This is a genomic window from Parasedimentitalea huanghaiensis (assembly GCF_009753675.1).
Lineage (GTDB): Bacteria > Pseudomonadota > Alphaproteobacteria > Rhodobacterales > Rhodobacteraceae > Parasedimentitalea > Parasedimentitalea huanghaiensis.
In genome coordinates, this window is record NZ_WQLV01000007.1 from 1 (window position 1) to 13,055 (window position 13,055).

At 51.9% G+C, this 13,055-nt stretch carries 12 protein-coding genes; 5 read left to right on the forward strand and 7 right to left on the reverse strand.

All coding sequences use genetic code 11. The annotated features are described in order from the left end of the window. Positions 1 to 91: 91 nt before the first annotated feature. From GO984_RS12240 to GO984_RS12270, 7 genes are all read right to left on the reverse strand, one after another. A complete protein-coding gene (locus GO984_RS12240) occupies positions 92 to 1,252 on the reverse strand; it encodes a M20 aminoacylase family protein (RefSeq protein WP_157022817.1) in 1,161 nt (386 codons plus the stop codon). 70 nt (positions 1,253 to 1,322) lie between these two features. Further along, on the reverse strand, positions 1,323 to 2,933 hold the full coding sequence (locus GO984_RS12245; RefSeq protein WP_157022818.1) for an ABC transporter substrate-binding protein: 1,611 nt from the start codon (positions 2,931 to 2,933) through the stop codon (positions 1,323 to 1,325). 48 nt (positions 2,934 to 2,981) lie between these two features. Continuing rightward, entirely contained in the window at positions 2,982 to 3,431 is a 450-nt protein-coding gene (locus GO984_RS12250) for a gamma-glutamylcyclotransferase family protein (RefSeq protein ID WP_167740314.1), read from the reverse strand. 55 nt (positions 3,432 to 3,486) lie between these two features. After that, entirely contained in the window at positions 3,487 to 4,518 is a 1,032-nt protein-coding gene (locus GO984_RS12255; protein ID WP_157022820.1) for an ABC transporter ATP-binding protein, read from the reverse strand. A gap of 3 nt (positions 4,519 to 4,521) precedes the next feature. Beyond that, on the reverse strand, positions 4,522 to 5,385 hold the full coding sequence (locus tag GO984_RS12260) for an ABC transporter permease (protein ID WP_157022821.1): 864 nt from the start codon (positions 5,383 to 5,385) through the stop codon (positions 4,522 to 4,524). A gap of 9 nt (positions 5,386 to 5,394) precedes the next feature. Then, a complete protein-coding gene (locus GO984_RS12265; protein ID WP_157022822.1) occupies positions 5,395 to 6,366 on the reverse strand; it encodes an ABC transporter permease in 972 nt (323 codons plus the stop codon). Continuing rightward, positions 6,363 to 7,376, reverse strand: a complete 1,014-nt coding sequence (locus GO984_RS12270; RefSeq protein WP_157022823.1) for an ABC transporter ATP-binding protein — start codon at positions 7,374 to 7,376, stop codon at positions 6,363 to 6,365. Before GO984_RS12270 ends, GO984_RS12265 begins: the two co-directional genes overlap by 4 nt. Before the next feature lie 174 nt (positions 7,377 to 7,550). Here GO984_RS12270 and GO984_RS12275 point away from each other — a divergent pair, with 174 nt between their 5' ends. The 5 genes from GO984_RS12275 to GO984_RS12295 all read left to right on the forward strand — a co-directional run bounded on the left by GO984_RS12275 (position 7,551) and on the right by GO984_RS12295 (position 13,047). Next, positions 7,551 to 8,456, forward strand: a complete 906-nt coding sequence (locus GO984_RS12275) for a LysR substrate-binding domain-containing protein (RefSeq protein WP_167740315.1) — start codon at positions 7,551 to 7,553, stop codon at positions 8,454 to 8,456. Between the two features lie 228 nt (positions 8,457 to 8,684). Then, the gene (locus tag GO984_RS12280) at positions 8,685 to 9,287 is read left to right on the forward strand and encodes a helix-turn-helix domain-containing protein (protein ID WP_157022825.1); all 603 of its coding nucleotides are present in this window, start codon (positions 8,685 to 8,687) and stop codon (positions 9,285 to 9,287) included. A gap of 305 nt (positions 9,288 to 9,592) precedes the next feature. Beyond that, positions 9,593 to 11,179, forward strand: coding sequence for an ABC transporter substrate-binding protein (locus GO984_RS12285; RefSeq protein WP_157022826.1), 1,587 nt, complete (start codon positions 9,593 to 9,595; stop codon positions 11,177 to 11,179). A 63-nt stretch (positions 11,180 to 11,242) separates the two neighbouring features. Continuing rightward, positions 11,243 to 12,184 carry an ABC transporter permease gene (locus GO984_RS12290; protein WP_157022827.1) on the forward strand — a complete coding sequence of 314 codons (942 nt, stop codon included), beginning with the start codon at positions 11,243 to 11,245 and terminating at the stop codon, positions 12,182 to 12,184. Next, on the forward strand, positions 12,181 to 13,047 hold the full coding sequence (locus tag GO984_RS12295; protein WP_157022828.1) for an ABC transporter permease: 867 nt from the start codon (positions 12,181 to 12,183) through the stop codon (positions 13,045 to 13,047). Before GO984_RS12290 ends, GO984_RS12295 begins: the two co-directional genes overlap by 4 nt. The last annotated feature ends 8 nt before the right edge of the window (positions 13,048 to 13,055 follow it).

A 13,055-nucleotide genomic window follows, 5' to 3' on the forward strand; every position in this document is an offset into this window, starting at 1 on the left:
GTCTATAGACAACTTCACCTCAACCCAGCAATCGCCACAACAGACCCAAAACTTGCTTAAAGTGACAAAATTGGGCAAGCGCTTAATAGGCTTACACCCTGCCCCGTGACTGCATTAGTTTCACCCAGAACGACATACCTGTGAGAAGAACATCGTCGTTAAAATCAAAGGCTGGATTGTGAAGTTCCGGACCCGGACCTTGATCCATGAAGATCATTGCCCCAGGCCGTTTCTGCAGCATAAATGCAAAATCTTCACCTCCCATACTGGAGGGAAAATCTCGATCCACGTTGTCGTCTCCGACCAGGCTTGCAGCCACATCAGCGGCTATCATTGCCTGTACAGCGTGATTGCTCATCACCGGGTAGTCGCGTGTATAGTTCACCTTAGCAACAGCGCGGTGTGCAGCGGCTGTTCCAGTCACGATCCGGGTCAGTTGCGCCTCGGCTAAATCCCGCACCTCGGCAGAAAGAGAACGCACAGTCCCAGTTAAGAGTGCTTTTTGTGGGATAACATTTGTTGCCTGACCCGCGTTGAACGTGGTTACAGAAACCACCAACGCCTCTTTTGGATCAACACCGCGAGAGGTAATTGATTGTAACGACTGAACGATGTTTGAAGCGATAACAATAGGATCGACCGAGGCCTGCGGCTTGGCCGCATGGGCACCCTTGCCGGCAATCTGTATTTCAAAGGTATCAACCGAAGCGAGGGCAGCCCCAGACCGAATAGCAAAGGCCCCACATCGTGTGTTTGGAAATGTATGCAGCCCATAGACTTCTTGAATGTTGAACCGCTCCATCATGCCATCTTGAACCATCTCTCTGCCACCGCCGCCACCTTCTTCGGCCGGTTGAAAGATGACCACAGCAGTGCCCGAAAAATCACGCGTGTCTGACAGATATTTTGCGGCTCCCAAGAGCATGGCCGTATGACCATCATGGCCGCAAGCAGGCATCAGGCCAGGTTTGACGGAAGTATACTCCACCCCGGTTTCTTCTGGAATTGGCAAGGCATCCATGTCCGCCCGCAGGCCAATTGTACGCCCTGGGCTTGACCCTTTGATCACCCCGACCACGCCGGTCTGGCCAATGCCTGTCACAACTTCATCAACACCAAACTCGCGCAGTTTCTTTGCGACCAAGGCTGCGGTCTCGTGTACGTCAAACAATAGTTCGGGGTTGGCATGTATCTGACGTCGAAGCGCTACAAACTCGTCTTCATAGCCATAGAAATTTGGATTACTTTGCATGATCCGTCAGCCTAAAGAGTACACAAAAAAGGGGCCGAAATCGGCCCTCTTCTGTTTCATTTTTGAACATCTAATCGGGGAAATGCAGCCGGTTTTCGGCATCCCAGGTAAAGCCTGCTTCAGTCAGAATTTTACGCGCCTTGTCCAGATTGTAGTCTGGTACCTCCAACTCAGGATTGCTCCAATAGGCGTTGGAGGGCACAATCGACGAAGGTGTGGGCGCGGCATCTCCACCAAGAACTTCTTCGATGATGGCCTCAAACGGAATGGCATGTGACAACGCTTGGCGAACTGCTTTGTGGGAAAACAATTCTGTGTTCAGATTGTAGCGGGCGGACATATAGCCGTTGGACTCTGCCTGCACCAATTCCAGCTGATCGAGGGCCTTAAACTCTTCAATCACCGTTGGCACCAATGGCTGTAACGTGATGTCGATGTCACCTTTGGTCAGGGAAGAGGACAGAATTTCAGCTGATCCAAACTGGATCATCAGCAGGTCCGCCTTTGGTGCCTTGAAGTGATCTTGGTTGCGCTCGAAGTAGATTTCCCGGCCTTCTTTCCAATACTTCAGATTATAGGCGCCGCTGCCGACTATCTTGGTATTGCGGTAGTCCTGAGGCTTTTCCAGCCCGGTTTCTTCAAGAATGTTAGACCATATATGTTTGGGAAGAATTGGGATTTGACCCAGTGCAGCAGCAACAAAAGGAGCTGACGGCGTCGACAGTTCAAAGCGAATTTTTTGACCATCCACCGTGATGTTGGCCAGGTTTTCCAGATACTGCTGGAAGTAGACTGCGTTGTTTTCCTTTAGATAATTGAATGTGAATTTCACATCTTCTGGAGTCAGGGCGACACCGTCATTGAACGTCAAATCGTCCCGCAGTGTCACTTCGAACGTAGTCTCATTGATTGCATCAAGCGACTCTGCCGCCCACATTTCAGGCTTCCCGGAGGGCCCTACCACCACAAGGCGGTCGTAAACCAAGCCAAGCCGACCCAGGTCTTCAAGCGTTTTGAAAGACAGAGGGTTCCAGCTATCCTGATCGATGGTCCAGCCAAGGCGTACGATCTTATCTTCGTTCAGGGGTTCGACTTTCAACAGGTTCCAAATTGAACGCAGCCCTTCGGGGGTGCTTTCATAACCTTCAATCTTAACATTCTCAGTATTGTACGCAGTGGTGTTGACGACATAGGCGACCAGTGCCTCTGGTTGCTGGTCGTACAGCACTTCTTGCAGCTCATAAATAACTTCGCGACGATCGTCTAAGTCGTAGGTCCTCATTTGCCTGGCACCTAAAGCATCGACTTCCGGTGATGAAAAAGATCCAACATTCATACCGCCCGGACGGGAGTTCTCTGTCTTGAACTGATTGTTGGAGTAGAAATCTGGCTCAAAGCGTGCTGATGATCCGGATAAGACTGACATGACAACGTCGAATTTGTGATCGGTGAACCACATTCCCAGCATCGGTGCGGGAAAGGGCTGCGGGTCCAATTTGATATCAAGCCCCAGCTTGCGCCACGATTCTGCCAGATATGCACTGGTTTCATAGTAATGCTGGTACTTGGTAGACGGCCAAGTCAGAAAATTGATTTCGGGTACCAAACGGCCCTCAGCAACCCCTTGTATTGGCGCGACTAAGAGCCCCACAGCCATTGCGGTCATTGTTGCTAGCTTCATAACTTCCTCCTGATGGTCAAATTGGGTGTTTCTTGTTCGTGAGGTCTTTCAAGTTTGCGCGTGCGCGATCATCGATCGCAGGCCATGTTTGTATTCTTCTGGAAAGGCGCAGTGGGTCAGCCCCAGCAGGATTGGTTCGACATATTTGTCTGTCGGTGCCCAGTTTTTATGCTCGCCTGGAATGATGTAGGTGCTGGATTGAACCTTCTGACCATTTTCATCGGTCAGAGTGACAGGGAAATGGACCCACTGTTCTTCGTCAACATGCGCCGCTTTATCCAAGACAGCCATCGATTCATCTGACAATTCATATTGGATGCCGTATGTGACAGCGCCTTCCTGAGGGATCAAAGTGCAGCCCGCCACACCGGGTTGGCTACACTCGCCAAATCCAAGCGCATAATTGTCGAGCCGCATATATCCAACATTGCGGGCACCAGCGGCCACCTTGCGCATCACATCTTCGGCCAACAAAGTACCATATGCGAAGTAATTCATATTTGTTTCTCCTAATTTTTTTGTCTTGGAACAGCGCCGTATGCCGAGGCTGAACTCATGTTGTTGCTGTGGTGCTTTGCATCCAAGTCTCTGGAGACTTGGCAAGTTTTGAAAACTCGTCGGCCTTACTCCAATGGTGACACAACACCTTCTGGCCATTTTCCAACGTGGTTGGTTCGGGGATTTTCTGGTGGCAGAGCGCAGAGGCAAATGGACAGCGAGGCGCAAACCGGCAGCCTTCCAGATTCTCAAACAGGTTGGGCGGTGAGCCGGGAATTGCAATTGGCGCCGTGACTGACCCTAAGACCGACACCGCGTTGATCAGGCCAATTGTATAAGGATGGCGTGGCTTTTGGATAATATCGCGGGTGTTGCCTGCCTCGATGATCATGCCAGCATACATCACACAGATCTTCTGACAGTTTTCGACGACCAACGCGATATCATGGGTCACCAGGATCATGGCGAAACCACGATCTTGCTGAAGTTGTCGCAACCGCGAGAAGATCTGATCCTGTACGATCACATCAAGCGCCGTTGTTGGTTCGTCAGCAATGATCAGTTGCGGTGAAAGGGCCAAGGCCATGGCAATCACTGCCCGCTGCCGCATGCCACCTGAGAACTGATGCGGATAGTCCCGCGCCCGAGCCGGATCTACGCCCACCATACCAAACAGCTCTGACACCCTCTCTGCAGCTTGTTCTTTCGACATAGCTTGATGGGTTCTAATGGCTTCGATGATCTGCCTGTCGATCCGCTGTACCGGGTTCAGCGCATTCAGGGCGCTTTGAGTGATCATCGAAATTTCTGCCCAACGGGTCTGGCGCCGCAGTTTTTCATCCATTTCGATCAGATTGCGGCCGTCCATTTCTATGCTGCCGCGGTTCACTTTCCCGTTGGGCGGCAGTACGCCCATGATGGTTTTTAATAGGGTGCTTTTGCCACACCCGGATTCTCCCACCAGCCCCAGGCGTTCGCCTGGCAGAATTTCCATTCCGATATTGTGCAAAGCCTTGGCTTGAACGCCTTTGGTGTAATAGCTCACGTCGAGGTTCTGGATTTGAACAAGAGGATCAGTTCCTTGCATCTCCTACATCCTTTCCTGCAATCGCGGATTGATAACTTCTTCGTAGGCGCGGCCAATGAAATAGACCGAAGTCACCAGGATCATGATCGCGATGCCGGGCGGGAACACCCACCATGGGGCGCGGTACATCATCTGTGAGGCGTAGGCGTCGTACAGGATTGACCCCCAGCTCACGACATCTGGATCCCCAAAACCAAGGAAGCCGATGCTCGCCTCTGTGATAATTGCCCAGGCAAGAGCAAAGGTAATCGATGTCACTGCCAAGGGCATGATGTTAGGTGCAATTTCGCGATACAGAATGTCGGTATCATTGGCGCCAGTCGTGCGGGCAGCAGCAATGAACTGGCGTTGACGCAAGGACATCACCTCGGCCCGAACAATCCGCGCAGTTGAGCGCCACATGACAAACATCATTGCCAGAATGATGGTCCAGATGTTGCGGTCGGTCAGCGACAACAAGACGATGATAAAGGGCAGGAATGGTAGTCCCAACAGGATATCGGTAATCCGCATCAAAATGGCGTCAATGCGACCACCAAAGTAACCTGCAATCAGACCAAAGTTGAGACCAATCACCACTGTTCCCAGTGCAGTCAGCAACCCGACCAGCATGGCGGTCTGCGCGCCCCACAACATCTGACTTAAAATATCGCGGCCCAAAACAGTTGTGCCCAGCCAATGATCCCAGCTTGGACTGGCCAAGCGCAGCAATTTTCCAGCCGCATCATAGCAGCGCTCATTTGGTCCGTAGGGGGCAATATGCGGCCCAACAACAGCCAGTACTAAACAAAAGCCAAAGATGATGAGACTGATGCGACCGCTCGTTGACTTCCAGGTTATCTGAATGAAAGATTTGAAGATATTCATGGAGATTGCTCACTCATTGACGATGCGCGGATCAAGCAGGGTGTAAAGAAAGTCTGCGATCAGCGTGCCGAGGACCGTCAAAACGGCGATCAACAAAAATGCAGCCTGAACCACCGGATAGTCTGACCGGCCGACGGCCTCGACCATCAGCAGCCCAAGCCCGGGCCAGGAAAACACTGTTTCGATTACAACTGACCCTGCGACAGCCCAGCCCAATGTCATTGGCAAGGTCGTGGCCAACGGCAATAGAGAGTTGCGCATTGCGTGCCGGTAAAGAACGCTTCGCTCTGAGAGACCCTTCATCCGTGCCAGTTCGACGTAATCTTCGCCAACGGTGGCCAAAATGCTGGATCGCATCAGCAGGAAGGGAAAGCAGAACTGATACAGCGTATTCACCAGAAACGGCAGCGCCAAATGGTGTAGAAAGTCCGCCGAGAAATACATCCGCCAGGTTTCATCAGGGAATTTCCCAGGCGAGACGATGTGACCGATGGGGAAAAGGTCCAGCTGGATGGAGAAATACAGGATTGACAACATCGACAGCCAGAAAACCGGAGCCGATTGCAGCGCAGTCGAGAGGAAAACCAGAATTGTCTCAGTTTTGGAACCGCGGCTCCACCCCACCACAGCGCCCACAATCGAACCCAGCGCGTAGGCCGTGATTAGGGATGGAAACACCAACAGCACGGTATTTAGCAGGCGGCTGCCTATTTCATCCGCAACTGGGCGTCCGGTGTGAAACGACAGGCCAAAATCAAAAACAGACAGGTTTTTGACATAGACAAAATACTGCTCCCACAACGGTTTATCTAGGCCAAACTGCATACGCAGGATCTCCTGCGCCTTGGGATACAGTGCCGGGCTGATCACCGTTGCGGTTGGATCACCGGGCAACATCCGAAACAGGAAAAACATCAATGTCAGCATAGTGAACAACGTCAAAGCCGACTGCCATAGGCGTCGGAACCAGAACATACTCATTGAACCACCTCATTGGGGCATGCGTCGTCAAGATCAGCGAACGAATAGCGACAGGCCGCCTGATGTTCGCCATTGCGCAATGTTGGTGGCACTGTTCGGGCACATTCTGGTTGTGCCACCGGACAACGTGGGTGAAACCGGCAACCGGATGGCATATCCGCAGCGTTAGGAATGGCCCCCTTAATCTGAGCAGCCTCGCGTCTCAGGTCAGGATCAATCTTGGGTGTCGAAGCCAGCAAAGCCCTTGTGTAGGGATGTTGCGGGTTGTTGATGAGTTCCAACGTTGGGCCGCATTCAACAATTTGCCCCAAATACATCACTGCCAGTCTGTCACAGATCGAAGCTGCTGAAGACAGATCATGGGTGATATAGACCATCGCAAGATTTCGATCCTGCACCAGCTTTTTCAGGAGCTGGATAATCCCCCACTTGATCGAAACATCCAGCATAGAGATCGGTTCATCCGCAACTAGCAGTTCCGGTGCCAGCACAATGGCCCTGGCGATACAAACACGCTGACGCTGGCCGCCGCTTAACTGATGAGGAAATTTTTCTAAATAATCCGAAGGCGGCGTTAAGCCCGCCTCCTCTAATGCAGTTATGGCAAGTTGATGTACCTCATTCAGGGACTTCTTAGCCCTCTGATAAATCAGCGGTCGGGTAACAATCTCACCAATCTTGTGCTGAGGGTTGAGCGACCCATAGGGATCCTGAAACACCATTTGCACTCGCCGGTGAAACGCTCGCCGATCCTGATCCTTCAGAGTTATTGCACTGTCTTCACCAAAGTAGACATCGCCAATAGTCGGCGCCTCGAGCCCAACAAGAAGCCGAGCCAGGGTCGATTTTCCACAACCGCTTTCACCAACCAGCCCCATGACCTCACCGGCGGAAACTGAGAAGTCAACGCCATCGACAGCGCGCAGCTTGATACCTTCTCGCCCTCGTAGGACATCTCGAAATGAACGGGAAATCGGATAGTGCTTACTAAGATTTTCAACTTTTATCATCCGGCGCGCGCTAACCAATGTGGCTTTACTGGCTGCATTTCTAGTCTCCCCCTTCAACGTAAATCCGACGACTGCGGCCTGTCAGATCTCAGCGTGAACCTAGCGACGCAAAACCAAATTGCATAATTCAGTTTCCTCCGGTATTCATTCCAAAATGGAATGAAGAGACCCAAAATGCGTAGAACGTTACCCTCCACCAGCTCACTCGCATGTTTCGAAGCGACCTTTCGCCATCGCAGTGTCACCCGAGCTGCGGAAGAGTTAAACATGACACAGAGCGCAGTAAGTCGGCGCATTCAGTCGCTAGAAGAGCTATTAGGAAAGTCGCTTTTTCGGCGTGAAAACAGGCAGTTAATTCCTGATATTGCGGCCATCCAATACGGGAAAGATCTGGGGCGCCTTCTGGGTGAGCTTGAAGCAGTTACCACGAGGTTCATCTCGCAAGGGCATGAACTCGGACTACTGACTGTGGCTGTCCCCCCAACACTTGCTTCACGCTGGTTGATACCAAGACTGAATGATTTCATTACAAAACACAGCCATATTGACCTGAATTTGGTCTCGAAAATCAAACGCTTTGACTTCGACAATGAAGATATTGATGTTGCTGTTTACCTAGGAGATGGCAATTGGCCAGATGTACATCTGCAACCGTTAATGAGCGACTTTGTAGTCCCGGTTTGCGCCCCCAGCCTGTTGAATGGCCAAGAAATTAAGACAGCAAAAGACCTGCTTAAATTCCCCCTCATTCAACACACGACACGCCCCCTGTTGTGGAAAAACTGGTTCACAGAACTGGGCATCGAAACCGCCAAGGCCACGAGCGGTCCGAAATTTGAATTCCACTCTCATGCAATTGGAGCCGCCACTAGTGGTATTGGCATTGCTTTGATGTCCGATCTGGTTGTCCAAAGAGAAATCAATTCTGGGGATTTGATCATACCATTTGGTGGGCGAACAAAATTTGAAGACGGTTACTTTTTTGTCTACCCACCCAAAATGAAGAACGACGTGAATGCCCAGACATTTGGCTTTTGGTTGCAACAGCAATGCGCCAGTTTTCTTGCGACGACCCCATAGGACCTTGGAGCAGGCTAACCCGCAACAATTGACCCAAGGCAAACCGTGCAAGGGAACGGCACAGACTAAAAATTAATTTAGAATGCCTAAATATGCTCAACTTTGTGATATTAAGCCAGAAAAGCGGCCAACCAGCGCAGCCAAAACACGACCTCATTTGACACATTGCCTGTATGGCCCTGTTCCATAGTAGGTAGTGATTGCTCTTAGAATACAAAGGACAGACGGATGGACGGACCAAACAAACGACGTAAGCGTACAGCTGGCCCAGAGCCTACCCAATTGGGAAACGCCATTCGTTACCGCAGGAAGGCGCTTAAAAAAACTTTGGAAGATGTTGCCAACGAAGCAGGTCTGACCACGGGCTTTATCTCTCAAGTTGAACGCGGCATCAGTTCACCTTCGCTGTCATCTTTCATGAGCATTGCATCGTGCCTTCAGACCAACATCGAACAACTTTTGAGCGTGCCGGAAGAGCTACGCGAATATACTCCTAAAGATAAACGTCAGACATATTCGTTAGGTACGGCTGGCCGCCTATATGAAAAACTGGGGCCGGGTTTTGCTGGATCATTGCTTTATTCATCAATCATTCACCGGCCACCGGGGCATGTATCGGAGAAGATGCAACATGATGGTGAAGTGTTTTGTTACCTGCTGGCCGGCCAGCTGGAGTATCACTTAGGTGACGAAATATTCGTTGTTTCTCCGGGCGACACTATTCACCATGACACTTCTAAACCGCATTTTTCCAAAGTTCTGAGCGACACCGAAGCTGTAGAGCTTTGGGTTTGCACCTCGCCAATGAGCGATGCCAACAGCAAAATCTGATCTGCCAAACCCCCGCTGAATTTGATTCGAAAATGCAAATCTCTGTCAGTGGGGGCACTATTGAAGTTGTGTCGGTTGGCAGGGCCTCTTGTCCGGGAAGACCCGCGAAGCGGAGCTTCATGAGTGCCCTTCCACCATGTTCGCGCCGCTACAAGCATCTGAAAAAACAATCAAAAACAAGTCAACTTCAACCCGATCACACTCGATCAGTGTAGATATTCAGCGTTGCTAAAAAAAATTATAGTATGACTAATAAAACGTCTTATACTCCGGCTCACAGTCAATCGTCTTGGGAGGACACGACTATGAGAGGCAAGTTACTAGCGGCGGCCATTGCTGCAGCAACGGCAATTACGACGCCCGCTATGGCGCAAGACCGCGGCGGGGTTTTGAATTTCGCCCGCTATGACGGTTCAAAGCTAATTGATCCAATTTATGCTGACCGCAATCCGGATATCTGGATGGTTGGCAGCCTATTTGACACATTATTGCGGTCCAGCCCCGACGGGAATTCAGTGGTTGCGGGTCTAGCCGAAAGCCACGAAATGTCGGACGACGGCCTATCCGTGACGCTAACCCTACAAGAGGGGCTGCAATTTTCAGACGGCGCGCCGTTAACTGGCGATGATGTAATTTTTTCACTGAACCGGGCACGCAATCCAGACCTCAGCCCCTGGGCGGGCCTGCTAGGGTCAATCGACGATGTGTCGGCAAGCGACCTTACCGTTACCATCTCACTGAAGGCGCCTGATCCCACAATCCTGTCGATGCTGGCTACTTTCAATACAGCGATTGTTTCAAAATCCGTATTTGAGGCCGCAGATGGAGCCAACGATCAGGAAAAGTCTGCCGCAATTTTTGCCGCAGGTGGCGCCGGGGTTGGGTCCGGACCTTTCTACCTCTCAGGCTTTGAACAAGGCTCTTCAATGAGCTTTTCTGCAAACCCGAACTATTGGAAAATGGGCGCCGACGGCAAGGCCTTGCCGTATGTTGACGGTGTTGAATTCCAGATCATACCAGACGACGCGACACGGATCCTAAAGCTGCAAGCCGGTGAAGTTGACGCTGCCGAGTTCATCCCGTTTTCGCGGGTTGCAGAGCTTGAAGCAGATCCGTCGATCAACATGAACCTCTATCCATCAACCCGGATCATCTATTCGCCGATCAACACACGTGAAGCCCGCGCAGACGGCACTCCGAACCCGCTGGCCGATGTACGCGTACGTCAGGCGATCAACTATGCGACTAATAAGGACGCGCTAATTGGGTTGGTTCTACAGGGCGCAGGTAAACCGATGACCTCACCGCTGATGGCCGCTGCCACACAACTGTCGTCAGATCTTGGCCCACTCTACGGCTATGATTTGGAAAAGGCTAAATCTCTGATTGCCGATGCAGGTGTCGCACCGGGGACCAAGATCACCTTTACCACACTGGCTGGTTCAGCCGATGACAGCACTATCTTTGCGGCGCTCCAGCAGATGTGGGCCCCTTTGGGAATTGCACTGGAAGTTGAACAGGTTGATGGAGCGACCCGTGGTGCCAAGAACCGGTCAGGTGAGTTTGACATCCACACCTATGGCTGGGTGAACGATGTAAACGATCCTAGCCAAGTGGTTGGCTGGTTGGGTCATACACCCACCGCTAAAGCAGTAGGCACTGGGTGGGAGAACCCAGAGTTCAACAGTCTGTTCGAAGCTTCAGCGACCGAAATCAACGCTGAAACACGTGCAGATCAGTATGCCCAAATGCAGAAACTCTATGCAGACTCTGCGCCTTTGCTGTTCATGTATGAAACTCCATTTGCCGTGGCAGTATCCAATGCCGTCGAAGGTTATGTCCAAACGCCTCTAGGCAACAATATCTTCGAAGAAGCAACTGTCAGCCGCTAATTGCAGCAGATCTGGTGCCGTCGGCCGATCGTGTCGGCGGCACCTTCTTAAAGAGAGGCAACGATGGCCATCATCCAATACACACTCAAGCGATTGCTGTTGATGATCCCGACCTTTTTTCTGGTCATGATCATTATTTTCCTCCTGGTACGGTTTCTACCCGGAGACCCGGCGATTGCGATAGCAGGTGATCGTGCCTCTGATGCCGATCTGGCCGCGATCCGCGAACGTCTGGGCTTGAACCAACCTCTACTTGTGCAATTCTGGCTGTTTGTGACGAATACCCTACAAGGTGATCTGGGCCGTTCGATCCTGATGCGTGCACCGGTTACGGACATAATCTACGACCGTTTGCCCACTACAATTTTCCTAACAGTTTATGCCGTTTCCCTGTCTCTGCTCATTGCCGGCCCATTGGCTTTTGTCGCAGCTCTGAACCGCAATAAATGGCCGGATGCGGTGATCCGCACTGTGTTTCAGGTCGGGTTATCAATGCCGGTTTTCTATATAGGTTTGATCCTGTTGACTTTTCTAGCCGCACAACTGCGTTGGTTTCCGGTCGGCGGCTATGGAGATACCTTTATCGAACGGCTGCATCACTTGTTTCTGCCTGCCGTGACCGTTGCGCTCTATACCTCTGCGATCATCATGCGCAACCTGCGGTCTGCAATCATCGAAGTTTTGGATGCCGAGTACGTTCAGTTTGCTCGTGCCAAAGGATTGCCGGACCGACTTGTGCTGGGTCGGCATGTCCTGCGCAACGCGTTGATTTCAACCGTCACCCTGCTGGGCCTGTCGATCGGCAACTTGATGAGCGGCACACTGGTGACTGAAACTGTGTTTGCAGTGCCAGGTGTCGGGCGACTGATGCTTGAGGCGATATTTGCCCGTGACTATCCGCTGATCCAAGGTCTGACTTTGACTTTCGCAGTTCTGGTTTCAGTGGTCTTCCTGCTGACTGACCTGTTCCAAAGTACTCTTGATCCCCGGATGCGCCTGACATGACTGATATCACCGCACTCTCCGCTGAAGCCACCATCCCCCAGAAAACCCGCATTGAGTTGGCTCTGCGCAAACCTGGCTTTCTGGTCGGCGCCCTCATCATCGGGGTGTCAGCCATGCTGGCGTTGATGCCGGGAGTTTTTGCACCCTATGACCCCAACCTAATCGACTATGTCGCCGTGAAGCAGCCGCCAAGCTGGGCCCACCCATTTGGCACTGACATGTTAGGCCGGGACAGTCTGAGCCGGGTGATTTTTGCCTATACGGTCAATATGCAGATGGCGATTTTGGCCACGGTGTTCGCAATGACAATCGGTGTTATTGTTGGCGCTCTGGTCGGGTATTACCGCGGTGTCGCTGATATGGTGTTTGGCCGGGTGGTCGATGCTGTAATCACGTTTCCATTTCTGGTTCTGGTGATTTCGGTTGTCGCCGTGCTCGGGCCTGGATTGATCAATATGTATATCGCGATCACGCTGGTGGGCTGGGTATACTACGCACGCCTGATGCGGGCCGAAGTGATTGCCCAGATGGGAAATGACTATGCCGGCGCTGGTATCGTGATGGGATACTCCGACCGGCGTATTATCTTTCGTCATCTGCTGCCCAACGCGATCACCCCGGTGATTGTGTATTGGATGACCGATATGGCTCTGGCGATCCTGCTTGGTTCGTCGCTGGGTTACTTGGGCCTTGGCGCCCAACCACCGCAGGCCGAATGGGGCGTGTTAATCGCAGAAGGCCGTAACTTCATTACCACTGCCTGGTGGCTCAGTCTGATGCCCGGCATCGCCATTGTCCTGACGGGTCTTGGCTTTTCCCTGCTTGGTGACGGTCTTGCAGACCTGCTGCGCCCCCGTGGATGAGGAACGAA

Coding starts and splice junctions, on each gene's coding strand:
- GO984_RS12240 (WP_157022817.1), bottom strand. CDS start 1,252: ATGCAAAGTAATCCAAATTTCTATGGCTATGAAGACGAGTTTGTAGCG.
- GO984_RS12245 (WP_157022818.1), bottom strand. CDS start 2,933: ATGAAGCTAGCAACAATGACCGCAATGGCTGTGGGGCTCTTAGTCGCG.
- GO984_RS12250 (WP_167740314.1), bottom strand. CDS start 3,431: ATGAATTACTTCGCATATGGTACTTTGTTGGCCGAAGATGTGATGCGC.
- GO984_RS12255 (WP_157022820.1), bottom strand. CDS start 4,518: ATGCAAGGAACTGATCCTCTTGTTCAAATCCAGAACCTCGACGTGAGC.
- GO984_RS12260 (WP_157022821.1), bottom strand. CDS start 5,385: ATGAATATCTTCAAATCTTTCATTCAGATAACCTGGAAGTCAACGAGC.
- GO984_RS12265 (WP_157022822.1), bottom strand. CDS start 6,366: ATGAGTATGTTCTGGTTCCGACGCCTATGGCAGTCGGCTTTGACGTTG.
- GO984_RS12270 (WP_157022823.1), bottom strand. CDS start 7,376: ATGATAAAAGTTGAAAATCTTAGTAAGCACTATCCGATTTCCCGTTCA.
- GO984_RS12275 (WP_167740315.1), top strand. CDS start 7,551: ATGCGTAGAACGTTACCCTCCACCAGCTCACTCGCATGTTTCGAAGCG.
- GO984_RS12280 (WP_157022825.1), top strand. CDS start 8,685: ATGGACGGACCAAACAAACGACGTAAGCGTACAGCTGGCCCAGAGCCT.
- GO984_RS12285 (WP_157022826.1), top strand. CDS start 9,593: ATGAGAGGCAAGTTACTAGCGGCGGCCATTGCTGCAGCAACGGCAATT.
- GO984_RS12290 (WP_157022827.1), top strand. CDS start 11,243: ATGGCCATCATCCAATACACACTCAAGCGATTGCTGTTGATGATCCCG.
- GO984_RS12295 (WP_157022828.1), top strand. CDS start 12,181: ATGACTGATATCACCGCACTCTCCGCTGAAGCCACCATCCCCCAGAAA.